Genomic DNA, 22,429 nt, shown 5'->3' with positions numbered 1-22,429 from the left:
CAAGGAGAATTCGTTGTCCATTGCATCTTCTGCGCGGGTCGTGATCGATCTCGACGTACCGGGTCCGACCATCAGCCGCCACCTGTACGGGCACTTCGCCGAGCATCTCGGGCGGTGCATCTACGGCGGCTTCTACGTGGGCGAGGACTCCGAGCTGCCGAACGAAGGCGGGATCCGGCTCGATGTGGTCGAGGCGCTGCGGGCGCTGAACATCCCGAACCTGCGCTGGCCCGGTGGCTGCTTCGCCGACGAGTACCACTGGAAGGACGGGATCGGGCCGAAGGCGGACCGGCCGTCGATGATCAACACGCACTGGGGCAACGTCGAGGAGAACAACCACTTCGGCACCCACGAGTTCATGGCGCTGTGCGAGCTGCTCGGAGCGGAACCCTATGTCAACGGCAACGTCGGCAGCGGCACCGTGCAGGAGATGAGCGAGTGGGTCGAGTACCTGACCCGCGACGGCGACAGCCCGATGGTCCGGCAGCGCAAGGCGAACGGCCGTGAGGAGCCGTGGAAGGTGCCGTTCTGGGGTATCGGCAACGAGGCCTGGGGCTGCGGCGGGAACCTGCGCGCCGAGGCGTACGCCGATCTGGCCCGCCGCTACGCCACCTTCCTCAAGAACCACAGCGACAACAAGCTCTACCGGATCGCGGCCGGCGCGGCCGACGACGACCTGAACTGGACCGAGGCCCTGATGAAGGCGGTCAGCTGCCTGGGCTGCGGGCGCGACCCGAAGAACATCTTCCAGGCGATCTCGTTCCACTACTACACGGTGGCCGGGACCTGGGAGAACAAGGGCCGCGCGACCGACTTCGACCTCGACGACTACTACCGCACCATCATCAAGGCGCAGGACATCGAGCGGGTGATCCGCGGGCACTCCGCGGTGATGGACGCCTACGACCCCGACCGCAAGGTCGGCCTGGTGCTGGACGAGTGGGGCACCTGGTGGGACGTCGAACCCGGCACGAACCCCGGGTTCCTGTACCAGCAGAACGCGATGCGGGACGCGTTGGTGGCGAGCCTGCACTTCGACGTGTTCCACCGGCACGCGGACCGGCTGGTGATGGCGAACATCGCCCAGACGGTCAACGTGCTGCAGGCGATGCTGCTCACCGACGAAGAAGGTGGACTCGTCCGGACTCCGACGTACCACGTCTTCGAGATGAACAAGGGGCACCACGACGCGGTCGCCGTCCCGGTGCATGTCGTCGACCGGCCGGCGCCCCACGAGCTGGACGGCCTGAGGATGGAGCTGGTGTCGGCCTCGGCGTCGGTGAAGGACGGGCGGGCGCTGGTGTCGGTCAGCAACCTCGATCCGGGTGCCGCACTGGACGTCGTCCTGGATCTGCGCGGCGCCGACGTCCGCGAGCCGGTGGGACGGTTGCTGACGGCATCGAAGCCGCAGTCGTACAACACCACGACCGACCCGGCCGCGGTGGCCCCGGTCCCGTTGACCGGACTGGAACCGGAGCCCCGCGGACTGCGGGTCACGCTGCCCCCGCACTCCTTCGCGACGATCAGTGTGGCCGTGTGACCAGGATCTGGAATTCGTGCACCCAGTTGTCGGGGTTGTCCGGGTCGAACTGGAGCGTGACCTCCCGGGCATACCCCTGACTGCGGTAGCCGTTGTCCTCGATCCACTTGGCCAGCGTCTGCATGCTGCGGTCGGCCTCCATCATGTCGCCCTGGTGCACGATGGTCGCGGCGTGCGCTAGCTCGGGGAGTTCGGTGACGTCGACGTCGGCGGCGGTGACCGCGCCGGCGTCGACGGGTACGGCGGCGTGGACGCGGACCGTCTCGCCCTCGGCGTCCTCGTAGTAGGCGACCGGCGATCCGCACGGCGTGATGCCGGCCGCGCCGAGCCGCTCGAACAACTGGCCGAACAACGGCTGCAGCACAGGGCCGATGTCCTCACCGTCGTAGCTGGCCGAGATCGCGGACAGCTCTGCGACCCGGGCCGGGGCGATGCGTTTCAGGACGACGTCGTCAGTAGGCATGTGACCTTCTCTCTCGATCAGCCGGAGCCTCGCCTCGACACTGACCAACCGGGCCGAGCTCCGGTTCAGCTCCGCCTCGAGCTGTGCCTGCCGCAGCCGCAGCATGCCGCGCAGCTCCTCGGCGCTCGGCTTGGCGTCGACGATCTCGTGCACCTGTTGCAGCGTGAAGCCGAGATCCTTCAGCGCGATGATCCGGTTCAGCCGGCTGAACTGCTCGGCCGAGTAGTACCGGTAGCCGGTCGCGCTGTCGACGACCGCCGGCCGGAGCAGCCCGAGCGCGTCGTAGTGCCGAAGCATCCGGGCGGATACCTGCCCGAACGCCGCGAAGTCTCCGATGGTGAACATGCCTCCAGCCTTCCGGTTGACACAGTGTCAAGGTCAAGAACGTTCGCGGCGGTACCGTCCCGGGGTCAGGCCGGTCGCTTCCCGGAAGGCCCGGCTGAAGGCGGACTCGGACTGGTAGCCGACCTGGGCGGCGACAGTCGCCACGGTGCGCTCGGAGTCGGTGAGCAGGTCGGAGGCGACCATCATCCGCAGCGTGCTGACGAAGGCGGCGACCGTGGTCCCGGTGTGCCGACCGAAATGCCGTACGAACGTCGCTCGGGACATCGCCGCGACCTCCGCCAATCGCTCGACCGACCAGTCGGCGCCGGGATCACGCAACACGGCCGCGATCGCCGCGCCGATCCGGTCGTCGTCGATGGCGGTCCACGGTGCGACGCCGGGCAGACCGCCGCGACGCAGCAGCATCGCCAGAAGTGCGCCGCACAAGGCATCGAGGATCGCCGCCGTCCCCGGCCCTTCCGCGAGGGCCTCCGCGCGCATCAACTCGCTCAGCGTCCGGACCGAGTCGTCGGCGGTGTCGAAGGAGACGACCAGCGGGTCCGGCAGGCTGCTCAGTAGCAGCCGTCCCGCGTACGAGCCGACGGTGTAGTGGCCGCAGAAGATGTCCGTAGCCGGCTCACCGGACGGACTGCGGATCGTGTCGAAGGCCTCCCCCGGAGTCTCGACCGCGGACCGCATCCGCCCGGAGCCCGCCGTACGGATCGTGTGGGGCGGACTGCCCGGGAGCAGGACGGCGTCTCCGCCCTTCAAGTGGACCGGCCGGCTCGGCAGCTCCAGCGTGCAGTCGCCGTCGAGGACGAAGTGGAAGGCCGCCGCGGCATCGCCGTACGCCGGGACGGTCACCTCGGTCGCGCCCGCGAGCAGGCAGCGCTTGTCCACGGTCGCCGTGACGCGGGCCAGTTCGATCAGCCGGGTGATGGTGTCCATGAGACGCCTGCGCAGAATATTGAGTCAGGAACAGCTGGTACGTCTCAATCCTAGCGGTCAGACTCGACCGCATGACTTCTACCCTGCAGGCGGACGTGGCCGTGATCGGGTTCGGCAAGGGCGGCAAGGTCGCCGCCGCCGCGCTCGGCCGGGCCGGCCGGCGCGTGATCCTGATCGAGCGGTCGGACCAGATGTACGGCGGGACCTGCCCGAACGTCGGCTGCGTACCGACGAAGGCGCTCGTCCACCACTCCGGCCGGCGCCGGCCCGACGACTCGCCCCAGGAGTGGTTCGAGCACGCCGTCGGCGAGGTGCAGGCGCTGACGTCGACGTTCCGGGCCGGCAATTTCGAGGCGCTGAACGGCGCCGAGACCATCACTGTGCTCACCGGCACGGCGACCTTCGTGGACGAGCACACCATTGCCGTTGACAACGGATCGGACGAGGTCCGGGTGACCGCCGCGACGATCCTGATCAACACCGGCTCGGAGCCGGTGATCCCGGACATCCCGGGTCTGCGGGAGAGCCCGCGGACGGTGACGAACGTGGACCTGGTCCACACCACCCACCTGCCCGGCCGGCTCGCGGTGATCGGCGGCGGGTACCTCGGCATCGAGTTCGCCTCGATCTACCGGCGCTTCGGAGCCCAGGTCACGGTGTTCGAGTCGTCGCCGCGGATCCTCGGCCAGGAGGACGACGACATCGCGGCCGCCGCGGCGGACATCCTGGCCGGCGAGGGCGTCGAGATCGTCACCGGCGCCCACGTGCTGGAGATCCGCGGCGAGGACACCGTCGTCTACGAGCGGAACGGCCGCGAGCACACCGTCACGGTCGACGCGATCCTGGCCGCCACCGGCCGGACGCCGGCGACCGCCGGACTGGGGCTGGACAAGGCGGGCGTTCGTACGACGGATCGCGGCGCGATCGAGGTCGACGAGTACCTGCGGACCAGCCGGCCGCACATCTTCGCGCTCGGCGACGTGAACGGCGGCCCGCAGTTCACCTACATCTCCCTGGACGACAGCCGGATCGTGCTGGACCAGCTGCTCGGGAACGGGAAACGGTCCACCGCCGATCGGGTCGCCGTACCGCGAACGCTGTTCATGTCACCGCCGCTGGCGACCGTCGGCCTGACCGAGTCGGCGGCGCGGGCGGCCGGGTACCGGATCACCATCGGGATGCGGAACGTCGCCGACATCGTGGCCATGCCGCGGGCCTACATCGTCGAGGAGACGCGCGGCGTGATGAAGTTCGTCATCGACGCCGAGACCGACGAGATCCTCGGTGCCGCGCTGCTGAGCGTCGACGCCCAGGAGCTGATCAACACGGTCGCACTGGCGATGCGGCACCGGATCACCGCGACCGAGCTGCGGGACTCGATCTACACCCACCCGTCGTCGACCGAGGCCTTCAACGAGGTGCTGGGGGCGATCGTCAGGACGTGACGCGGGCGCGACGGTCGCGGATGGCGGCGACGGCGAAGCCGGAGAGGACGACGGCGACACCGCCGGCGCCGAAGCCGGTGACCAGGTCGCCGCGGCTGCTCAGCCGGGCATCGCACTGCATCGGCGTGATGCCCTTCTCGGGCTGGAAGACCGAACCACAGGCCTCGCCGTTGACGTGGACCGGTCGAACGGCGAACATCACCCCGGCGATCAGCAGGACCACACCCACCGCGCCGAGAACCTTGCTCAGCACTGCCCGTCTCGCAGGGAACCGCACCGGACAGCCGCTAGGACCGACCACACCTGCCTGGTCAGATCCCGCATATGGCCCTCACGCTCCCTGGGTTGCTCCTAAGATTTGATCAAATCTAACGCAGCTAGCAGCGTCCGCTGAAGTCCGGACCCGGCCCTCGGTCGAATCTTCACTCAGTTCTAACGATCTCCGGGGCGGAACAGTTCAGCCCGGACGCAGGCTGATTCAGCCGGGGCCGAGGCCGGGCGGCGGTTGGTTCAGTTGCCGTGGACGGCGACCAGGGAGCCGGCCGCGCGGCCGTGGGCCACGTCGGCCAGCGCCCGGTCCACCGCGTCGAAGCCCACCACGGTGGTGTGGGGCCGAACCGGGAGCCGGGAGGCCAGGCGGAAGAGCTCCTCGCCGTCGCGCCGGGTGTTGGACGTGACGCTGCGAAGGTCGCGCTCGTGGAAGAGATGGCGCTCGTAGTTCAGCACCGGTACGTCGGTCAGGTGGATCCCGGCGACCGCCACCGTCCCACCGGGCTTGAGCGCCTCCAGGGCGTACGGCACCACGTCACCGGCCGGCGCGAACACGATTGCCGAGTCCAGCGGAACGGGCGGGCGGTCGGCCGTCTCCCCGACGTACGTAGCGCCCAAGGCACGCGCGAGCTCCCGGTTCTGTTCGCCGCGGGTGAGCACGAAGAGCTCGGCGCCCTGCGCGGTCGCGAGCTGCGCGGTGAGGTGAGCGCTCGATCCGAAGCCGTAGATGCCGAGGCGGCCGCCCGGCGGCAGGTTCGCCCGGAGCAGGGAGCGGTAGCCGATGATCCCGGCACACAGGAACGGCGCCAGCTCCACGGCCGGACGGTCGACCGGCAGGGCGTACGCGTAGTCCTGCGGCACAGCGGCGTACTCGGCGAATCCACCGTCCGCGTCCCAGCCCGTGTACGTCGATCGCGGGCAGAGGTTCTCGGCTCCGGACCGGCAGAACTCGCACACCCCGCACGTCCCGCGGAGCCAGGCGATCCCCACCCGGTCACCGTCCTCGAACCGATCGGCCCCTGGTCCACGGCCGACCACCGCGCCGACGACCTGATGCCCCGGGACCACGCCCGGCCGCCGCGGCTCCAGATCCCCTTCACACAGATGCAGATCGGTCCGGCAGATCCCGCAGGCCTCGACCTGCACCAGCACCTCGCCGGGCCCCGCCTCCGGCACAGTACGCCGGACTCGCCGCAACGGCCCGTCGTCGATCGGCCCCGGGTGCTCGACTGCCCAGACATCCATCTGCTCGGCCATGATCCAACGATCTCAGGCGACCCGCCGCAAAGCCCGCTCCCGGCGCTCGGCCACCTTAGAGCCGGACTCGCGACGCGCCATCCGGCGCAGTACGACGGGAGCCAGCAGCAACCCACCGACAGCCCAGATCCCGAGTACGCCGACCGTCTCGAGGTGACGCCAGGATCCGCCGACCTCGACGACGACCGCACTGTCCGGCAGCAGAGCCGACCGCATGCCCAGTCCCATCCAATAGATCGGCGTCAGCTGCCCGATCGACGCCAGCCAGCCGGGCAGCGCGGTGATCGGATAGAAGATGCCGGAGATCGCGATCAGCGCGAGCACCGGCAGCTGGATCAAGCCCTGTGACCGGGCGGTCGTGAACACCGAGCCGAGGACCGCCCCGATCGGCAACGTCGCGACCAGGCCGAGCAGCAGCACCCAGCCAAGAGTCAGCCAGTGCGCCGATCCGAGGGCGAGACCGTCGACGATCAGCAATCCTGGAATCAGCAGGATGGCGAGATCGGCCAGCAGTCCGCCGGACACCGACACGACCTTGCCGACGAGGTAGCCGAGCATGCCGTCCGGAATCGCCTTGGCCCGCAGCAACGTGCCGTCCTCGCGATCGGCGGTCAACTGCTGGCTCATGCTGACCATGCCCATCGCGGCATTCATCCCGAGGATGCTCGGCAGAGCCAGCGCACCGAGCAGGAACCCGGTCGAGCCGAAGTCCCGGTGCCGCAGGAAGACCAGCGCGGCCAGCATCAGCACCGGCCAGAGGAAGTGACTGGACAGCTCGGCCCCGTTGGTGAACGACTGCCGCAACTCGATCAGCCCACGCCGCCAACCAGCCCGCACAGCAACAGATCTCGCGGTCATGACGCAACCTCCTGGCCCCGGACCAGTGCGAGATAGGTGTCCTCCAGCGAGGCCCGGCGGACCTCGAGCTCGCGGACGGTGGCGCCGTACGTCGCGAACAGGCCGCGGACGAACGCGGTCGAGTCCGGTGTCGACTTCCGGAAGCGCTGATCGCCGACACTCCACCGGACCTCGTCCTCCCCCGCGATCAGCGTGGTGAGCTCGGCGGTCGTCCCGGCCGCGACGATCCGGCCGCCGGTCAGGATGAGGATGCGATCGGCCAGCTTGCTCGCCTCGTCGAGGTCGTGGGTGGTGAGCAGGATCGTGGTCTGATGCTCGGCCGCGAGCCGCCGGACCAGGTCGTGGAACTCCGACCGCGCCTCCGGGTCGAATCCCGCGGTCGGCTCGTCCAGGAACAGCAGCTCGGGCCGCCCGACGATCCCGATCGCGACATCGAGCCGACGCCGCTGCCCACCGGACAACGTCTTGATCTTCTGCGCCGCGTGCGCGCCGAGCCCGACCGCGTCCAGCAGCTCGCCGGTGTCCCACGGCCGTACGGCGGTCGCGGTTGAGTACGGCGCGTAGTACGAGCCGAGGTGATGCAGCAGCTCCCGCACCCGCCAGTTGCCGTGGTCACGCCAGGACTGCAGCACGATGCCGAGCCGGGACCGCCACCGCTCGTCCCCCTCGGCAGGGTCCACGCCGAGCACCGCGACCTGCCCGGCCGACCGCAGCCGGAATCCCTCCAGGATCTCGATCGTCGTGCTCTTCCCCGCGCCGTTCGGGCCGAGCAGGGCGACCACCTCACCAAGCCGGGCCCCGAACGAGACATCGTGCAGAACCTCGGTGCCGCCGTACCGCATCCGCAGGCCGTCGACCGCCAGAACCATCGTCCACCTCCTTCACGAGTGCCTGAAAGCTACGTTGCATTCATCAGACCGGCAATCACGATCCGAGCCAGAAGGGGTGTAAAACTTCACGCAACGTGGCAATCTGTGCAATGAGCCTGACGCAGAACGCACCCCAGGTTGACATTCGTTGCAATGAGTTGCCGGTGAACGCAGAGAGGATCCCGATGCCCGGAGGCAGGCTGAGCCACCAGGACCGGCTCGACATCGCCGACGGCCTGACCGCCGGCCTCGGGTACGCCGAGATCGCCCGGCAGCTCGATCGACCGACGTCGACGATCAGCCGCGAGGTCGCCCGCAACGGCGGCGCGCACGGCTACCGGGCCGACCACGCGCACTACGCGACGGCGTCCCGGGCCCGCCGCCGCAGGCCGGACACCGATGCCGCCGGCAACGACGCTCGGCAGCTCTCAGGTGCCGACCGCCGACGCCGGGAGTTCGTCGAGCGGTTCGCGACGATGATGGTCGACGGCGGCCTGCCCCGGATGGCCTCGCGCGTCCTCGCGCTGCTCTACACCGCGGACTCCGCCAGCCTGACCGCGGCGGACCTGGTCCGCGAGCTCCGCGTCAGCCCCGCGTCGATCTCCAAGGCGATCGGCTACCTCGAACACGTCGGCATGGTCTACCGCGAACCCGACCCGCACCGCCGCCTGCAGCACTACGTCATCGCCGACGAGGTCTGGCTGAAGGCCTGGCAGGTGAGCGCCCGGACCAACCTCAACTGGGCCGAGACCGCCACCGAAGGCGCGGACCTGCTCGGCCGCGACACGCGGGCCGGCGAACGCCTCACGCAGATGGCCGACTTCTTCCACCGCCTCGGCGAGGACATGTCCGGCGGCCCGGCGTTCGAGGTGATCGACGACGCGTTCACGATCCTCGCGGCCCTCCTGCGCGCGGCCCGCCCACTCACCGCGGACCAGCTGGCCGCCGCCCTCGACTGGCCGCCCACCCGGATCATCGATGCCCTCGGCAACGCGACGAAGTACGCCGAGTACTGCGATCCCGTCGTACTCGATCAGGTGGACGACACCTATCGGGCGATCCCCAATCCCGCTCGGCTCACTCCGGCCCAGCTGGACGCGCTCCGCTGACCAGACCGCGCAGCAGCCGGCGGGTGATCAGGCCGTCGGCCAGCCCGATCTCTACCAGGTCGTCGAAGATGCGCTGGTCGGCGGCGGCCGCGCGGATCCCGGCGTCGAGCACCCGGCCGGATCGGGTGAGCTGAGCCGTCAACGCGGTGTGCCGCAGATGGCGAGCCAGGAGGCGAGTCGTGCGGCGACGGTACGGCGTACCCGCATCGGCACTGCCTGCCCGCAGCGCATCCGCGACCGCACGCCCGGCGAGCAGACCGGTCGCCACCGCGTAGTAGATGCCCTCGCCGGTCATGGGATTGATGAGTCCGGCGGCGTCGCCCGCGAGCATCACGGGACCCGCCGCCGGACGCCACGTCCACCCGGACAGCGGCAGATGGTGTCCCCACCACGACTCCCCGCCCTCCGTCGCGCCCGGCAGCAGTGCGTCGAGGTGTGCGAGCAGATCGGCCCGGGTCGGACGAGGACGATCGCTCGTCAACTGTTCGCCGTACCCGACGTTCGACCAGCCGTCGCCACGATCGAAGGACCACGCGTACGACGGTTGCCGGCCCGGACCGTACGCGATCACCTGACTCGCGGCCCGTGCCACCGGCGTCGGCGCATACCCCCGGATCGCCAGCGCCACCGGCCCCGGCTTCACCCCGAGATCCCGCCGTACGACGGAATGCGCACCGTCGGCGCCCACCACGAACCGCGCGTGGAACTCACCGTCCACCAGCACCGACCGCGACTCGACCTCGAGACCGCGGACCCGCCGGCGGACGAGCCGCGCCCCGGCCGCCTGGGCGGCCTCGACGAGCCGCTGATCGAAGACGGTCCGCGGCACCACCCAGTTCGGACGGGCCATGTCGCGATCCACTGCGACGTCACCCCTGGTCAGCGCGAACCGCCGTACCGGCGTCCAGTCGTCGAGGAGCTTGGTGACGCCGACCCCGGCGAGCAGGTCGAGCACGTGCGGCGCGATGCCGTCACCGCAGGCCTTGTCCCGTGGGAAGTCGTGCCGATCGAGCAGCAGGACCGCGAGAGCCGGGTCGGTGGCCAGCGCCCCGAGCGCGGCCGAAGCCCCCGCCGGACCCGCGCCGACGATCACCAGATCCCACACAGGCACCTCCCGAGACCCCACCAGTGTGGCGCGTCAGGTCCCCGGACGCTTCCCCGGCTTGTTGTTCCGGCGAGATCCCGTCCGGCGCACCCGCGATACCGACCGCTCCGAGTATCCGCTGAACTGGCCCGACGCGGTCACCGGGCGCGCCTCGTCGAGATCGACCACCTTCGGTGGCGGCGGGACGAAGACCGGGAAGGTGTCCTCGTCCTCCGGTGGTGGCGGGGGCGCGACGACCGGCGCGCGCTTGGCCCGGGCCACGGACTCCTTGCTCACCCGGGGTGCCACGAGCCTGGCTACCTGGGCCGCCGGCACCGGGACCCGGACCCGGCGGCGCGGGAGCTTCGTCCGCATCTCGATGCCCAGCGCATCGATCATCTTGCGGCAGGCAACGATCGACACGGCGACCGCGAGCACCGTGCAGCCGGCGAACAGCACCGACTGACCGCCGGCACCCCAGTTCGACGGGTCGGTCCGGTTCATCGCGGCGATCATCGCCACCACGATCGAGTTGGTGATGCCGAGGGCAACCGCCAGGCCGCTGGTGCGGAGCAGCACCCCCGGCTCGAGGTCGACGTCGTCGGCCGCCGCCACCAGGCCCGCGATCAGACCGGCGAGCACCGGCACCGTGTAAACAAGCGCCAGTGTGAGGCCGGGGCTGGCGACCAGATAGAAGACGTCGAACACCAGGGCGGTACCGGTCAGCGCTGCCCCGAAGCACACGACCATCGGCGGATACGCGCGTACCACGGCAAGCGCGTCCGCGGGCACCGTCCTGATCATCCGCAACGCCAGCAACAACGACCTGTCCCCTCGTCCTCCCCCAATTGTGCAGCCACCCGGCACCGTGAGTGACGTTCACGCACAGGCGAGTCGTCACCAGGCTGCCGGATCCGCGAGCTTCTGGGAATGGACAAGACACACCGACCGCCTCGGCCTCGGGTTGACTCTGCAGCAGGCGAGCAAGGTTCCGAGGCCGGGACGGCCGGTGCGTGGGGTGAAGCTAGGCGGCGGCCGGCAGCGGGGCCAGCTTGTCGCGCAGGTCGTCCAGGATCTTCCGCAGGACGCGGGAGACCTGCATCTGGCTGACGCCGATGTCGTTGCCGATCTCGGACTGGGTCCAGCCCTCGACGAAGCGCAGCTGCAGGATCCGGCGCTCGCGCTCGCCCAGATCCGCGAGCACCGGCTGCAACATCTCGACCGTCTCCAGCTGGGCGATGCTTCCGTCGTCCACATCGGCGACGACGTCGGCCAGCGTCAGCTCGGCGTCGACCTCGGCCGGCCGATCCAGGGAGAGAACGTTGAAGCAGCCCTTCGCGGCGAGCGCCTGCTCGACCTCGGTGAGCTCGACCTCGAGATGCGCGGCGATCTCGGCCGGCGTGGGCTCCCGGTTCAGCTCCTGCTCGAGCTCGGGCACCTTGGCGGCGATCGTCCCTTGCATCTCCTGGAGCCGGCGCGGGATCCGGACCGTCCACGCGCAGTCGCGGAAGTACCGTTTCACCTCGCCCCGGATGGTCGGGATGGCGAACCCGATGAACGGCGTGTCCGCGTCGAGCCGGTAGTGGTGTGCGGCCTTGACCAGGCCCAGGTACGCGACCTGCTCCAGGTCGTCGGCCTCGGCGCCGCGACCGCGAAAGCGGCGCGCGATCCCCCGGGCCATGTCGATGTTGAGCTCGACGACCTCTTCGAGCAGTCGTTGCCGCTCGCCTTCGTCCTTGCTGGCAGCCCGGCGTTCCATCAGTTCCCGGGTGGCTGCTTCTCTGGCGGCCCGATCGGCCGGAGTCGAACAGCGGACAGAAGTCCGCTCGGTGATGCTGGTAACCATGGGTATGACCTCGCGACTGTCGTCACGGCGTGGCACTTAGCTGAACCACGGTCATGCCTGCTGACGGGTACCGTACCCCACTTTTCGCGAAGTCATGCATCCAAGCGCAAAGGCGCGCATCCCGTCGTGGGATGCGCGCCTTCGCGTCGCGGAAGGTGATCAGCCCTTCTTGGCGATCCCCGCCATCAGGATCCGCTGCCACGGCTCCAGGTCCGCCGCGGCCGGTACGTCGGCATCGGGGTCCTCCGGGAACCAGCGGGCCAGGAAGTCCAGGCCCGGGGGCACGAGCGGCATTCCGAGGAAGTGCTGCTCGATCCGCTCCGGGGTCCGGATCCAGCCGTTGCCGAGGCTTTCCAGGCCGGCCCGCTCCATTCCCTTCTGCAGCGGCTCACCGGTGTCGACGAAGTCGGTGATGAACAGGTAGCTACCGGGGACGAGCGCGTCCATCAGCGTGCGAACCCACTCGTCCGGCTTCTCGTCGTCGTGGAAGTGCATGTGGATGCCGACGACCATCAGCGCGATCGGACGGCCGAAGTCCAGGTGCTTCTTGATCTCCTCGTTGTCGAGGATGGCCTGCGGCTGGCGCAGGTCGGAGGTGACCACGATGGTGCTGTTGTTCGTGGCCAGCAGCGCCCGGCCGTGCGCGAGCACGATCGGGTCGTTGTCGACGTAGGCCACCTTGACGTCAGGGTTGATCTCCTGCGCCGCCTCGTGGGTGTTCTTCTGCGTCGGCAGACCGCTGCCGATGTCGAGGAACTGGTCGATCCCCGCCTCGCGCACGAGATAGTGGACGCCCTTGACCAGCGCCTCGCGGTTCTCGATCGCGCACCGGCCGGCGTCCGGCACGTACTTCAAGTACAGTGCCGCGCCCTCGCGGTCCGCGGCGAAGTTGTCCTTTCCACCGAGCAGAGCGTCGTAGACGCGGGCGATGGTCGGTTGGGAAGTGTCGAAGTCCGGAGTCGCATCCGGGCTGTCTGAAGTCGCCATCGGCGCAGCCTTCTTGTCGGGGAATTCTTGAAGTCATCGTAGGGCAGTTGCAGACCGGCCGGCACACTGGTTCGGCCCGGCATGAGTGTCGAATCCAAACTTCTCCGCAGTGCCTGATTCGTCAAGCAGATAAGGCTTTTCGGATTCACTTCAGGTTCTGACAAACAAGCCCTTGGATGAAGGTCACTCGACACCCTTCCCCATCCGCGCCCCGTCAATCGCCAACGACGCGCCCAGACATCGCGAACATCTCCGCCTCCGCGCACCCCGATCACCTGCCGGCGGGCACGACGATGCCGCCCGCCCGGCCTCGGGCCACTCAGATCATCCCGCCGGCCCGGCCCAGCCCGCTCCGGCCATCCCGCCCTCCAGACCGCCGGGTCGCTACGGATCGCGACCAAAACAGGCCTCCATCAGTCGTTTGACCGCTACACGATCACTACAAGTAAGGAGGCGGACACACGCCTCCGAAGCGTGTACGATGCAAATGCAAGGCCAAATGCACGTGCATATGCCAAGGACGTACGGAAGGTGCAGCTGATGACTGCTGTCTACAACGGCATGCCCGGCGACTCGATCAGCGAGCTGATCTGGCGGAAGAGCCAGCGGAGTGGCCCCAACGGCAACTGCGTCGAGGTAGCGAAGCTGCCGGACGGCGGCGTGGCGATGCGGAACTCGCGTCACACCGACGGCCCGGCTCTGGTGTTCACCAAAGCCGAGATCGAAGCATTCCTCGGCGGCGTTCACGACGGCGAGTTCGACTACCTCGCCTGAACGACACCGGAACCAAGAGGCCCCTTCGCCAGGCGAGTGACGAAGGGGCCTCTTCCTTTGGGTTCGCAATCCCGGTACGGCGGTCGGCGGCAGACCTCACGTGCGGCCGCCCGTCCGTCCCGCGGTGACGAGGAGCCGGCGGAACACCCCGGGCGATCGGTCGCCGGCCGGGCCAGCGCCGTACAGAGATGACAAAAGGCCGACCCTCCGAAGAGGGTCGGCCTTGGTGTTGCCGGGGGCTACTGGACGGTGAGCGGCCAGAGCTGTTCGCTGGGCAGTTCGGAAGCCTTGCCGGTGGCCCCATTGTCAACGGTGATTCGCAATCCGGTGAACTTCGGCGTCATCACCCGCTGGTAGCGCGACGCGCGATCGGGCTCGGCGACGTACTCGGCGATCAGGTGGTCTCCCAGCCAGATCCGCACCATTTTTCGGCCTCCTGCTGCTCTGTCGGTGGTCATGGGGCCAGACTCACGATCGGGTCGCCGTCGAGTTGGCGAACCCCGCGCAGCCAGCCCTCGAAGGCCCAGCGCTGCTGTTCGGGGCAGCGCGCAACCAGTTCCTGGATCTCCCGCTCGGTCAGCTCGTCGGGCGCACGACCGCTCGTGTCCGCGGTGTGCTGGGCTGCCTCATTGTCGTCGTCATTCATCGACTCGGGTTCCCCAACCAGTCATGCCAACGGGAGGGCCGTTGACGGATCTGTAGGACCGGCCTGCCGGTTCACGCGATGTCACTTTTCGCGAGATCCAGCTCACCTTCTGTGCATGAAGCAATCATGGCGTCGGCACGCTGCGAATGCAAGCGCCCGATGCACGTGCATCCGCACGTTTTCCAGTTCGTGATCCGAAATGGCTCCTTCCCGCCTGCGGAGAGCCCCGGATCGGACCCGACGAACACTGTTCGACCGAGGGTCGCGAGGTGAGTTTGTCCTGACAAATTCACCGGCACACGGCGGTCCGCTATGACACTGTGTGATCGGTGGAATGATTTCGGAGAGCTTGTGTAAGAAGTTCGGCAGATTGCCGGTCCGGCGTGCGATGATGTGCATTCGCGGTTGAAGTCGCCGCTGATGAGCTGTGGGGCCTGCCTGGGAGGACAACGTGACGGAGTCGGGCGCGCAAAGCGGACCGACTGCGCTTCGAATCATCCTCGGAGCGCACCTGCGGCGCATGCGGGAGGCGGCCGGGATCACCCGGTCCGACGCCGGCTGGGAGATCCGCTCGTCGGAGTCCAAGGTCAGCCGGATGGAGCTCGGCCGGGTCGGCTTCAAGGAGCGCGACGTCCGCGACCTGCTCACCCTCTACGGGCTGGACGACGGCGAGGAGCGCGAGCGGCTGCTGTCACTGGCGCGCGACGCCAACAACCCCGGGTGGTGGCACCGGTTCGGCGACGTGCTGCCCAGCTGGTTCCACTCCTACCTCGACCTCGAGGCCGCCGCCCAGCTGATCCGTACCTATGAGCTGCAGTTCGTCCCCGGTCTGCTGCAGACCACCGACTACGTGCGTGCGGTGGTGCAGCTCGGCCGCGGCCTGATCCCGGCCGAGGAGGTCGAGCGCCGCGTCGCGCTGCGGGTCAACCGGCAGAACATCCTCACCCGGCCGAACCCGGTGCGCCTGTGGGCCGTGCTCGACGAGTCGGTGCTACGCCGGCCGATCGGTGGCACGAAGCCGATGTGCGTGCAGCTCGAGCACCTGATCGAGATGACCCACCTGCCGAACCTCACGCTCCAGGTCATGCAGTTCAAGTCGGGCGGCCACGCCGCCACCGGCGGTGCGTACAGCACTCTCCGTTTCCCGGAGCAGGACCTGCCGGACATCGTCTACATCGAGCACCTGACCAGTGCGCTCTACCTGGACAAGCTCGAGGACCTCGACAGCTACACGGCCACCATGGAGTCCCTCTGCGTCGCGGCCCCGCCGCCGAACAAGACGCGCGACATCCTCGCCGAGATCCTGAAGGACTACGAGCGCTGACGCAGCTGAGGTAGCCAGCTGTTTCAGGTGTTGTCGGCCAGCCAGGTGATGAGGGGCTTGGTGGCGCGCCAGTCCGCGCGGATCTGTTCGACCAGCTCCGGCTTGTGGATGATCGGCTCGAAGCCGTAGGACTTGCCGACGGTCAGGGACTTGTGCCGGAGCAGCTCGATCCGCGGGTGGTCGGCGTCGTACCCGCGTGGTGTCGTCTTCAGCCGGTCGCCACCGACCGTCCAGCCGGCCCGGGTGAGCTTGGCCAGCAGCTTCTCCAGTTGCTTCCCGCGCCGGTCGTCGTCGATCGCGGTCCGGACCCGGGCCAGCCGCTCGGAGCTCGCCTCGTAGAACCCGGCCGCCACCCGCACGCCGGGCGCCGACACCTGGACGTACCACCCGGTCGCCGGCGCCACGTCGATGAACGCGCCCTGATGGGTCTTGTACGGCGTCTTGTCCCGGGCGAACCGGACATCGCGGTACGGGCGGAAGAGCTTCGCTGTCCCGAACTCCTCCTCGAGCTCCGCGAGAAGCGCCGCCATCGGCGCCCGCACCGACTCCTCGTAGACGTGCTTGTGCTCCGTCCAGAAGGTCTTGCTGTTGTCCATCTCGAGATCGTCGTAGAAGTCCAGCGCCGCGGCCGGGAACCCGGTGAAACTCATGCCGCCACGATAGTTCGCACGCATGAGAAACCCCGTCCTGGGTACCGGACCGCCTCGGGACCCTCAGGCAGGTGCGTCGGCCAAGACCAGGCGCAGGCCGGCGCACCACCACTCACCTATGCTCGACGCTCATGCGCGCGATTCAGGTCACCCGCTTCGGTGGCCCCGAGGTTCTCGTACCCACTGAGCTCGACGCCCCGGTCGCCGGTCCCGGCCAACTCCTGGTCGAGGTCACCGCGGCCGGAGTGAACTTCGCCGACACCCATCGCACCGACGGCTCGTACCGCGGGGGCGTCACGCTCCCGTTCGTACCGGGTGTCGAGATCGTCGGCCGGACCGAGACCGGTCGGCGGGTGCTCTCCCCCATCTTCGAGACCGGGGGTGGGTACGCCGAGTATGCGCTCGCGCCGGTCGGGCGGGTGGTCGACGTACCGGACGAGGTCAGTGACGGGCAGGCGCTTGCGCTGCTGATTCAAGGGCTGACGGCCTGGCATGTGCTGCGGAACAGTGCGCGGCTGGCGCCTGGTGAGACGGTGCTCGTGAACGCGGCTGCTGGTGGGGTCGGATCGTTGGCGGTTCAGCTGGCCAAGCACTTCGGCGCCGGGCAGGTGATCGCCACGGCGTCCACGCCGGAGAAGCGGGAGCTGGCGGTGGAGCTCGGGGCTGATGTTGCGGTGGACAACGATCCCGAGGGGTACGCCGAGCGGATCCGGGCTGCGAGCAACGGTCGTGGAGTGGATGTCGTGCTCGACTCGACCGGTGGGCCGACGATGCTGGCCGGGGTGGGGTGCCTGGCGGGGTTCGGGCGCTTGGTGAACTACGGGAACGCCGGGCGGGAGGGCCGGCCGTCGGTGGATGTCAGTGCGCTTGCTGCGGGCAACCTTTCGGTGGCGGGGTTCTGGCTGGTGCCGGCGATGGAGTTGCCGGGTGGGTACGCCGAACCGTTGAGCGAGCTGCTCGCGTTGACGGCGGCGGGCCGGCTTCGGCCGCTGGTGGGTGCGGAGTACCCGCTCGAGGACGCCCGGCGGTCGCACGAGGATCTGCTCGGTCGCCGGAGCACCGGGAAGCTTGTGCTCAGGGTTCGATAGACGCGAAGAACGCGCGGATGTCGCTGACCAGGACGTCCGGTTGTTCCAGGGCGGCGAAGTGGCCGCCGTGCGGGTGACTGGTCCACCGGGTGATGTTGTCGGTGTGGACGACCTTGTGGCGGAGGGGGATGAAGTTGTCGTGGGCAAGGTCGAGGAGGGCGGTGGGAGTGGTGGACGGCTCGGCGGGGCGGCCCCAGTACGGGGCGTGGGCGCGTTCGTAGTAGATAGCGCCGGAGGATCCGGCCGTGCGGGTGAGCCAGTAGAGCATCACGTTCGTGAGCAGGTGGTCGCGGTCGATCCCGGATGCGGGATCGGACCAGGCCTCGAACTTCTCCGCGATCCAGGCCAGTTGCCCGACGGGTGAATCGGTCAGCGCGTAGGCCAATGTCTGTGGCCGGGTCGACTGCAGGTCGGCGTACCCCTGTTGTTCCTTGCGCCACTGCTCGAAGCGGTGCCACGAGGCCCAGGTGCGATCGCGCTCGGCCTGGTCGAGTGGCGCGAGTTCCTCCGGCGTCGGTTCGGAGGTGGCGCCGGAGTTGGGGAGCAGGTTGAGATGTACGCCGATCACCTGCTCGGGGTGGATCCGCCCGAGCTCACGGGAGATGGCGCCACCCCAGTCGCCGCCCTGTACGCCGTACCGGTCGTAGCCGAGTCGCGTCATCAGCACGGACCACGCGCGGGCCACCCGCATGAACTCCCAGCCGGGCTCGCGGACCGGGCCGGACAGCCCGAAGCCGGGGATGCTCGGCATGACGAGGTGGAACGCGCCGGCCGGGTCGGCGCCGTACGCGCGGGGATCGGTCAGCGGGCCGGCGATCTCGGTGAACTCGACGAACGAGCCGGGCCAGCCGTGGGTGATGATCAGCGGGGTCGCATCAGGTTCGGGCGAGCGGACATGGGCGAAGTGCACGTTCGCCCCGTCGATCGTGGTGGTGAACTGCGGCCACTCGTTCAGCCGTGCCTCGGCCTTGCGCCAGTCGTACTCGTGCCGCCAGTAGGCGACGAGATCCCGGAGATACCCCAGCGGTACGCCGTACGCCCAGCCGGCGCCGGGGAGTTCGTCCGGCCAGCGGGTCAGGTCCAGGCGCGCCCGCAGGTCGGCCAGCTCGGTCTCGGGCACGTCCAGGTGGAACTCGTCGACAGTCACCCCGGCAGGGTCTCGCGGCAGCCGCGGGACCGCATCCGAATTCAGGCGTTGACCTTGTCCGCCTTGTCGCGCACGACCTTGACGGTGACGGCGGCGATCAGGCACAGCGCGCCGGCGCTGATCACGATCGTGACCAGCGTGCTCGCGCCGTTCAGCGCGTTGTCGCACGTCATCGGCGTGATCCCCGCGGCGGGCTGGAACGCGGAACCGCAGTCGACCCCGGCCGACGAGACCGACCGGAAGCCGAGCAGTACGCCGGCCAGCACCAGCACCACCCCGGCGATGCCGAGAATCTTGTTCAGCGTCGTCACGGCGAGACCGGCTCCGCTGAGGGTGGGCATGCCGATGGCATACCCCGTGAGCCCCGTTGCACTTCGTTCACTCCTGACGTTCGACGGACCACCCAGCATCGAACTTACGATCCGTTGCCGGACGATCCCCACCCGAGCGGCCCGTCAGGACTGATTCTTCACATACTCCTTACTCAGGACATGACCGTCTGTGACGACGGTCTCAACGCGCAACCGGCTGATGCACGAGGTGCCCGTCTCCGGGTCGAGGGGTGCGCCTCAGCCGAGGCGTTCTTCCAGGTGGACGGTGATCTCCTGGCCGGGTTCCTTGCCGATCAGGTCGCGGAGGTCGCCCTTCACGGGCAGTTTGTGGGTGCCGTCGCCGATGGCCATGAACGAGCTCTCGAACGGGTGGCCGTCCATGGTGCCGCGGACCTTGACCAGGCCGCGGGTGCCGAAGTACTCGGCCGAGCCGGGCATCTTCACGTAGGTCCAGCCGCCCTTGGCGTCGCTCTTCAGCAGCGGCGCGGTGAACGTCTTGTCGAGCTTTCCGGTCTTGTCGCTCACGATGAGCTCCTCTCTACACCCCTAGGTAGAGACTGACGGGCGCCTTTCGACATCCCCGGCCAAACTATTCTGAGGACGTGCAGATGAACATCCGCCGCGCGGGGCGGGACGACGTGCCGGCGGTGCTGGGCCTGCTCGACGGGGCGACCGAGTGGCTGGTCGCACGGGGACGGACCGACCAGTGGGGCACCGAGCCGCACTCGACCAGTCCTCGGCGGGTCGAGCAGATCACGTCGTTCGCGGACGACGACGGGCTGTGGGTGGCCGAGGCGGACGGCCGGGTGGTGGGTGCGCTCGCCGTCGGAGACGCGATGCCGTACGTGCCGGCGGCCACCGAGCCGGAGTTGTACGTGCGGCTACTGGTCACCGAGCGCGGGTCCGCGGGTCAGAACCTCGGCGGTGCATTGCTCGATCACGCCCGCGGGTTGGCCCGGGCGGCGGGAGCCGGGCTGCTCCGGGTGGACTGCTTCGCGGGTGGCGACGGTGCGCTGGTCCGGTACTACGAGCAGCAGGGGTTCACCCGGGACGTGGAGTTCGCCGTACCTCGGGTCAATGGTTCGGACTGGCCGGGTCAGGTGCTCGTCCAGCGGTTGTGATCGAGCGGTGCACGGTGCCGTGGGCATCGGAGCAGTGTGCGGAGATCTCGTCGCCGGTGGCGTGGTCGACCTGGAGGGTCGAGTGCGTCAGGTGATACCGGTCCGCGAGGAGAGCCTCGATCGTGATCCGGATCTGGTGGCAGTCGAGTCCCTCGGCGACCAGGATGTGCGCCGACGCGGCCGGCTCGCCGGAGGTGATCTCCCAGACGTGCAGGTCGTGCACCTCGACCACGCCGTCGATCGCGCACAACTCGGCACCGAGCGCCTGCGGGTCGATCGCGGCGGGCGCGGCCTCGAGGAAGATCCGGCCCGAGTCGCGGACGAGTGAGACACCGGCCTTCAGCATCAGTGCGGCGACCACCAGCGCGGCGATCGCGTCCGCCCGGGCGAAGCCGGTGAGGAGGACGACGAGACCCGCGATCGCGGTCGCGATGAACGCGAACAGGTCGTTCAGGATGTGCTGGAACGCGCCCTCGACGTTCAGGCTCGACCGGTTGGCCTTGCTGATCAGCCAGGTGGCGAACAGGTTCACCACGATGCCGACCAGACCGGTGATCAGGACCAGCGCCCCCTTCACCTCGGGCGGGTCGATCATCCGGTTGATCGCCTCGTAGATGAAGTACGCCGCGAGCAGCAGGAGCGTGATGCCGTTGGCCTGCGCCGACAGGATCTCGACCCGCTTGAACCCGTAGGTGTAGCCGCCGGCCGGCGGACGGGCCGCGAGCCGGATCGCGATCAGCGCGAGCACGATGGCGATCGCGTCGGTGAGCATGTGCGCGGCGTCGGTGATCAGCGCCAGCGAACCGGCCGCGAGGCCGACGACGACCTCGGCCACCATGAAGCCGACGATCAGCGCGAGCGCGCCGCTCAGCAGCTTCCGGTCGGCCGCCGAGCTCACCGCGTGGCCGTGCCCGTGCCCGTGACCGTGATCGCTCATGCGCCCGACCTCTCCGGGTGGATGGCGTCGGTGTGCTCGGTGTGCGCGACGGCGAGGTCGAGCAGCATCCGGACGTGCGCGTCGTCCAGCCGGTAGAACGCGTTCCGGCCGTCACGCCGTACGGCGACCACCCGGTGGGCCCGCAGCAGCCGGAGCGCGTGCGAGGTGGCGGACTCGCTCAGCCCGGTGATCGCGGCGAGATCGCAGACGCACAGCTCCCCGTCGAGCAGCGCGACCAGCAACTGCAGGCGGCGGGGGTCGCCGAGCAGACCGAACACATCGGCCGTGTCGACGATGTCGTCCTCCGCGGGCATCCTGGCATTGACGCTCGCCACCCGCTCGGGGTCGACCAGCCGGATGTTGCAGGAGTCGAGCTGCACATCTGCAGAACTCTTCATACGTCGACAGTAAGGCACTCCTCCCGCGCCCCGCAATGTGCCGCCGGTTACAGCGTGTCAGCGAGCCAGCGCAGCTGCCGCATCCGCTGCAGTTGGGCGCCACCGTCGTGCCCGTTGTACGGCCACACGTCGATCTCCGCCGTACCGCCGTAGTGGTTGAACGCCGCGAATACCGTCGACGGCGGGCACACGGCGTCCATCAGCGCGACCGAGTACCGGGCCGGCGCGGTCGCCCGGGCGGCGAGATTCACCCCGTCGAAGTAGTCGAGGACGGAGAACACCTCCTCGGGTGGCAGCCGCCGGCGGGCGAGATAGTCGGCGATCTCGCCGTACCCGGTCTTCTCCCCCGCCAGCTCGGCCGCCCGCCGGAAGTGCGTCAGGAACGGTACGTCGATCAACGCCGCGGCCAGGTCGGACCGCAACCCGGCCACCGCCTGCGCGATCGCTCCTCCCTGACTGCCGCCGGCCACGACGATCCGGGCCGGGTCGGCGAGCGGATGACTCCGCGCCGCGTCCACCGCCCGGACCGCGTCGGTGAACACCCTCCGGTAGTAATAGGAGTCCGGGTCGACCAGTCCACGGGTGAGGAAGCCGGGGATCTGCGGGTTCGCCCCCGGATCGGGATCGGCCGTCTCGGTCCCCTGGCCGCGCGTGTCCATCACGAGTACGGCGTACCCGGCGGCGGGGAACACGAGCCAGTCGATCGGCCAGTTCCGCCCGCCCTGGTACCCGAGGAACTGCACGACCGTCGGCAGCGGCCCCTGCGTCTCCCGCGGCGCCAGGAACCACCCCGCGATCCGGTGCCCGCCGAACCCGGTGAACCGCACGTCCCACACGTCCACCAGGGACAGCCCGGCGTCGTACGGCACGAACGACGCGTCGAGGGGATCCGTCTCGGCCTTGGCCAGCGTCTCCTCCCAGAACCGGTCGAAGCCGGCCGGCTCGTTGCGCTCCGGGCGGTACTCGCGCAGCTCCGGCAACGGCTTGTCGAACAACGGCATGGTGAGTCCTC

26 protein-coding genes are annotated in these 22,429 nt (G+C 69.1%); 7 read left to right on the top strand and 19 right to left on the bottom strand.

Annotation, left to right across the window (positions count from 1 at the left end):
* Window positions 1–13 precede the first annotated feature (13 nt).
* A complete protein-coding gene (locus ACZ6O0_RS35520) occupies window positions 14–1,540 on the top strand; it encodes an alpha-N-arabinofuranosidase (protein WP_465769426.1) in 1,527 nt (508 codons plus the stop codon).
* Here the strand turns inward: ACZ6O0_RS35520 and ACZ6O0_RS35515 are convergent.
* Entirely contained in the window at window positions 1,524–2,348 is an 825-nt protein-coding gene (locus ACZ6O0_RS35515; protein WP_465769425.1) for a MerR family transcriptional regulator, read from the bottom strand. The two genes, ACZ6O0_RS35520 and ACZ6O0_RS35515, sit on opposite strands and share 17 nt — an antisense overlap.
* Window positions 2,349–2,381: 33 nt before the next feature.
* The gene (locus tag ACZ6O0_RS35510) at window positions 2,382–3,275 is read right to left on the bottom strand and encodes a cupin domain-containing protein (protein ID WP_465769424.1); all 894 of its coding nucleotides are present in this window, start codon (window positions 3,273–3,275) and stop codon (window positions 2,382–2,384) included.
* A gap of 71 nt (window positions 3,276–3,346) precedes the next feature.
* Between ACZ6O0_RS35510 and ACZ6O0_RS35505 the strand changes: the two genes are divergently transcribed.
* A complete protein-coding gene (locus ACZ6O0_RS35505; protein ID WP_465769423.1) occupies window positions 3,347–4,720 on the top strand; it encodes an FAD-dependent oxidoreductase in 1,374 nt (457 codons plus the stop codon).
* Here the strand turns inward: ACZ6O0_RS35505 and ACZ6O0_RS35500 are convergent.
* The 4 genes from ACZ6O0_RS35500 to ACZ6O0_RS35485 all read right to left on the bottom strand — a co-directional run bounded on the left by ACZ6O0_RS35500 (window position 4,710) and on the right by ACZ6O0_RS35485 (window position 7,974).
* Window positions 4,710–4,973 carry a hypothetical protein gene (locus tag ACZ6O0_RS35500; RefSeq protein ID WP_465769422.1) on the bottom strand — a complete coding sequence of 88 codons (264 nt, stop codon included), beginning with the start codon at window positions 4,971–4,973 and terminating at the stop codon, window positions 4,710–4,712. The genes ACZ6O0_RS35505 and ACZ6O0_RS35500 overlap by 11 nt on opposite strands.
* A 257-nt stretch (window positions 4,974–5,230) precedes the next feature.
* Window positions 5,231–6,247 (bottom strand): zinc-dependent alcohol dehydrogenase family protein, encoded by a 1,017-nt coding sequence (locus ACZ6O0_RS35495; RefSeq protein WP_465769421.1) that lies wholly within the window; start codon window positions 6,245–6,247, stop codon window positions 5,231–5,233.
* Window positions 6,248–6,259: 12 nt separating this feature from the next.
* On the bottom strand, window positions 6,260–7,105 hold the full coding sequence (locus ACZ6O0_RS35490; RefSeq protein ID WP_465769420.1) for an ABC transporter permease: 846 nt from the start codon (window positions 7,103–7,105) through the stop codon (window positions 6,260–6,262).
* Entirely contained in the window at window positions 7,102–7,974 is an 873-nt protein-coding gene (locus ACZ6O0_RS35485; RefSeq protein ID WP_465769419.1) for an ABC transporter ATP-binding protein, read from the bottom strand. Before ACZ6O0_RS35485 ends, ACZ6O0_RS35490 begins: the two co-directional genes overlap by 4 nt.
* A gap of 164 nt (window positions 7,975–8,138) precedes the next feature.
* Here ACZ6O0_RS35485 and ACZ6O0_RS35480 point away from each other — a divergent pair, with 164 nt between their 5' ends.
* Window positions 8,139–9,083 (top strand): GbsR/MarR family transcriptional regulator, encoded by a 945-nt coding sequence (locus ACZ6O0_RS35480; RefSeq protein WP_465769418.1) that lies wholly within the window; start codon window positions 8,139–8,141, stop codon window positions 9,081–9,083.
* Here ACZ6O0_RS35480 and ACZ6O0_RS35475 read toward each other — a convergent pair.
* From ACZ6O0_RS35475 to ACZ6O0_RS35460, 4 genes are all read right to left on the bottom strand, one after another.
* Window positions 9,052–10,194 (bottom strand): NAD(P)/FAD-dependent oxidoreductase, encoded by a 1,143-nt coding sequence (locus tag ACZ6O0_RS35475; RefSeq protein WP_465769417.1) that lies wholly within the window; start codon window positions 10,192–10,194, stop codon window positions 9,052–9,054. The genes ACZ6O0_RS35480 and ACZ6O0_RS35475 overlap by 32 nt on opposite strands.
* 27 nt (window positions 10,195–10,221) lie before the next feature.
* Window positions 10,222–10,971 carry a hypothetical protein gene (locus ACZ6O0_RS35470; protein ID WP_465769416.1) on the bottom strand — a complete coding sequence of 250 codons (750 nt, stop codon included), beginning with the start codon at window positions 10,969–10,971 and terminating at the stop codon, window positions 10,222–10,224.
* Window positions 10,972–11,191: 220 nt separating this feature from the next.
* Window positions 11,192–12,013 (bottom strand): SigB/SigF/SigG family RNA polymerase sigma factor, encoded by an 822-nt coding sequence (locus tag ACZ6O0_RS35465; protein ID WP_465769415.1) that lies wholly within the window; start codon window positions 12,011–12,013, stop codon window positions 11,192–11,194.
* Between the two features lie 159 nt (window positions 12,014–12,172).
* A complete protein-coding gene (locus tag ACZ6O0_RS35460; protein WP_465769414.1) occupies window positions 12,173–13,000 on the bottom strand; it encodes an SAM-dependent methyltransferase in 828 nt (275 codons plus the stop codon).
* 540 nt (window positions 13,001–13,540) lie between these two features.
* On the opposite strand from ACZ6O0_RS35460, the gene ACZ6O0_RS35455 reads away from it, so the two are divergent.
* A complete protein-coding gene (locus ACZ6O0_RS35455) occupies window positions 13,541–13,774 on the top strand; it encodes a DUF397 domain-containing protein (RefSeq protein ID WP_360359086.1) in 234 nt (77 codons plus the stop codon).
* Between the two features lie 239 nt (window positions 13,775–14,013).
* Here the strand turns inward: ACZ6O0_RS35455 and ACZ6O0_RS35450 are convergent, their stop codons facing one another.
* Window positions 14,014–14,232: a hypothetical protein gene (locus ACZ6O0_RS35450; protein ID WP_465769413.1), complete on the bottom strand. Its 219-nt coding sequence runs from the start codon at window positions 14,230–14,232 to the stop codon at window positions 14,014–14,016.
* Window positions 14,229–14,420: a hypothetical protein gene (locus tag ACZ6O0_RS35445; RefSeq protein ID WP_465769412.1), complete on the bottom strand. Its 192-nt coding sequence runs from the start codon at window positions 14,418–14,420 to the stop codon at window positions 14,229–14,231. The genes ACZ6O0_RS35450 and ACZ6O0_RS35445 overlap by 4 nt, the downstream gene beginning before the upstream one ends.
* 451 nt (window positions 14,421–14,871) lie before the next feature.
* Here ACZ6O0_RS35445 and ACZ6O0_RS35440 point away from each other — a divergent pair, with 451 nt between their 5' ends.
* A complete protein-coding gene (locus ACZ6O0_RS35440; protein ID WP_465769411.1) occupies window positions 14,872–15,744 on the top strand; it encodes a helix-turn-helix domain-containing protein in 873 nt (290 codons plus the stop codon).
* Between the two features lie 23 nt (window positions 15,745–15,767).
* Here the strand turns inward: ACZ6O0_RS35440 and ACZ6O0_RS35435 are convergent, their stop codons facing one another.
* Window positions 15,768–16,394 carry a DUF2461 domain-containing protein gene (locus tag ACZ6O0_RS35435; protein ID WP_465769410.1) on the bottom strand — a complete coding sequence of 209 codons (627 nt, stop codon included), beginning with the start codon at window positions 16,392–16,394 and terminating at the stop codon, window positions 15,768–15,770.
* A gap of 131 nt (window positions 16,395–16,525) precedes the next feature.
* Between ACZ6O0_RS35435 and ACZ6O0_RS35430 the strand changes: the two genes are divergently transcribed.
* Complete coding sequence (locus ACZ6O0_RS35430) at window positions 16,526–17,482, top strand: quinone oxidoreductase family protein (RefSeq protein WP_465769409.1); 957 nt, start codon at window positions 16,526–16,528, stop codon at window positions 17,480–17,482.
* Here the strand turns inward: ACZ6O0_RS35430 and ACZ6O0_RS35425 are convergent.
* The 3 genes from ACZ6O0_RS35425 to ACZ6O0_RS35415 form a co-directional block, all read right to left on the bottom strand.
* Window positions 17,469–18,629 (bottom strand): epoxide hydrolase family protein, encoded by a 1,161-nt coding sequence (locus tag ACZ6O0_RS35425; RefSeq protein ID WP_465769408.1) that lies wholly within the window; start codon window positions 18,627–18,629, stop codon window positions 17,469–17,471. The two genes, ACZ6O0_RS35430 and ACZ6O0_RS35425, sit on opposite strands and share 14 nt — an antisense overlap.
* Window positions 18,630–18,670: 41 nt before the next feature.
* Window positions 18,671–18,970: a hypothetical protein gene (locus tag ACZ6O0_RS35420; RefSeq protein WP_465769407.1), complete on the bottom strand. Its 300-nt coding sequence runs from the start codon at window positions 18,968–18,970 to the stop codon at window positions 18,671–18,673.
* 228 nt (window positions 18,971–19,198) lie between these two features.
* Window positions 19,199–19,486 carry a DUF1905 domain-containing protein gene (locus tag ACZ6O0_RS35415; RefSeq protein WP_465769406.1) on the bottom strand — a complete coding sequence of 96 codons (288 nt, stop codon included), beginning with the start codon at window positions 19,484–19,486 and terminating at the stop codon, window positions 19,199–19,201.
* An 83-nt stretch (window positions 19,487–19,569) separates the two neighbouring features.
* Between ACZ6O0_RS35415 and ACZ6O0_RS35410 the strand changes: the two genes are divergently transcribed.
* Window positions 19,570–20,082, top strand: a complete 513-nt coding sequence (locus ACZ6O0_RS35410; protein WP_465769735.1) for a GNAT family N-acetyltransferase — start codon at window positions 19,570–19,572, stop codon at window positions 20,080–20,082.
* Here the strand turns inward: ACZ6O0_RS35410 and ACZ6O0_RS35405 are convergent.
* The 3 genes from ACZ6O0_RS35405 to ACZ6O0_RS35395 are packed head-to-tail and all read right to left on the bottom strand — an operon-like array spanning window position 20,036 to window position 22,418.
* Window positions 20,036–21,019, bottom strand: coding sequence for a cation diffusion facilitator family transporter (locus tag ACZ6O0_RS35405; protein ID WP_465769405.1), 984 nt, complete (start codon window positions 21,017–21,019; stop codon window positions 20,036–20,038). The genes ACZ6O0_RS35410 and ACZ6O0_RS35405 overlap by 47 nt on opposite strands.
* Window positions 21,016–21,417: an ArsR/SmtB family transcription factor gene (locus ACZ6O0_RS35400; RefSeq protein WP_465769404.1), complete on the bottom strand. Its 402-nt coding sequence runs from the start codon at window positions 21,415–21,417 to the stop codon at window positions 21,016–21,018. Before ACZ6O0_RS35400 ends, ACZ6O0_RS35405 begins: the two co-directional genes overlap by 4 nt.
* Window positions 21,418–21,464: 47 nt before the next feature.
* Window positions 21,465–22,418, bottom strand: coding sequence for an acetylxylan esterase (locus ACZ6O0_RS35395; RefSeq protein ID WP_465769403.1), 954 nt, complete (start codon window positions 22,416–22,418; stop codon window positions 21,465–21,467).
* Between the last annotated feature and the right edge of the window lie 11 nt (window positions 22,419–22,429).

It is taken from the genome of Kribbella sp. NPDC048837 (assembly GCF_055586945.1).
This window is presented reverse-complemented; position numbering and strand designations above follow the sequence as displayed.

Excerpts from the sequence above, each read along its gene's own strand:
- ACZ6O0_RS35400 (WP_465769404.1), bottom strand. The coding sequence starts at position 21,417 with ATGAAGAGTTCTGCAGATGTGCAGCTCGACTCCTGCAACATCCGGCTG.
- ACZ6O0_RS35470 (WP_465769416.1), bottom strand. The coding sequence starts at position 10,971 with ATGATCAGGACGGTGCCCGCGGACGCGCTTGCCGTGGTACGCGCGTAT.
- ACZ6O0_RS35420 (WP_465769407.1), bottom strand. The coding sequence starts at position 18,970 with ATGCCCACCCTCAGCGGAGCCGGTCTCGCCGTGACGACGCTGAACAAG.
- ACZ6O0_RS35445 (WP_465769412.1), bottom strand. The coding sequence starts at position 14,420 with ATGAATGACGACGACAATGAGGCAGCCCAGCACACCGCGGACACGAGC.
- ACZ6O0_RS35460 (WP_465769414.1), bottom strand. The coding sequence starts at position 13,000 with ATGGCGACTTCAGACAGCCCGGATGCGACTCCGGACTTCGACACTTCC.
- ACZ6O0_RS35455 (WP_360359086.1), top strand. The coding sequence starts at position 13,541 with ATGACTGCTGTCTACAACGGCATGCCCGGCGACTCGATCAGCGAGCTG.
- ACZ6O0_RS35505 (WP_465769423.1), top strand. The coding sequence starts at position 3,347 with ATGACTTCTACCCTGCAGGCGGACGTGGCCGTGATCGGGTTCGGCAAG.
- ACZ6O0_RS35485 (WP_465769419.1), bottom strand. The coding sequence starts at position 7,974 with ATGGTTCTGGCGGTCGACGGCCTGCGGATGCGGTACGGCGGCACCGAG.
- ACZ6O0_RS35410 (WP_465769735.1), top strand. The coding sequence starts at position 19,570 with ATGAACATCCGCCGCGCGGGGCGGGACGACGTGCCGGCGGTGCTGGGC.
- ACZ6O0_RS35465 (WP_465769415.1), bottom strand. The coding sequence starts at position 12,013 with ATGGTTACCAGCATCACCGAGCGGACTTCTGTCCGCTGTTCGACTCCG.
- ACZ6O0_RS35490 (WP_465769420.1), bottom strand. The coding sequence starts at position 7,105 with ATGACCGCGAGATCTGTTGCTGTGCGGGCTGGTTGGCGGCGTGGGCTG.
- ACZ6O0_RS35450 (WP_465769413.1), bottom strand. The coding sequence starts at position 14,232 with ATGACCACCGACAGAGCAGCAGGAGGCCGAAAAATGGTGCGGATCTGG.
- ACZ6O0_RS35405 (WP_465769405.1), bottom strand. The coding sequence starts at position 21,019 with ATGAGCGATCACGGTCACGGGCACGGGCACGGCCACGCGGTGAGCTCG.
- ACZ6O0_RS35430 (WP_465769409.1), top strand. The coding sequence starts at position 16,526 with ATGCGCGCGATTCAGGTCACCCGCTTCGGTGGCCCCGAGGTTCTCGTA.
- ACZ6O0_RS35395 (WP_465769403.1), bottom strand. The coding sequence starts at position 22,418 with ATGCCGTTGTTCGACAAGCCGTTGCCGGAGCTGCGCGAGTACCGCCCG.
- ACZ6O0_RS35515 (WP_465769425.1), bottom strand. The coding sequence starts at position 2,348 with ATGTTCACCATCGGAGACTTCGCGGCGTTCGGGCAGGTATCCGCCCGG.
- ACZ6O0_RS35495 (WP_465769421.1), bottom strand. The coding sequence starts at position 6,247 with ATGGCCGAGCAGATGGATGTCTGGGCAGTCGAGCACCCGGGGCCGATC.
- ACZ6O0_RS35510 (WP_465769424.1), bottom strand. The coding sequence starts at position 3,275 with ATGGACACCATCACCCGGCTGATCGAACTGGCCCGCGTCACGGCGACC.
- ACZ6O0_RS35435 (WP_465769410.1), bottom strand. The coding sequence starts at position 16,394 with ATGAGTTTCACCGGGTTCCCGGCCGCGGCGCTGGACTTCTACGACGAT.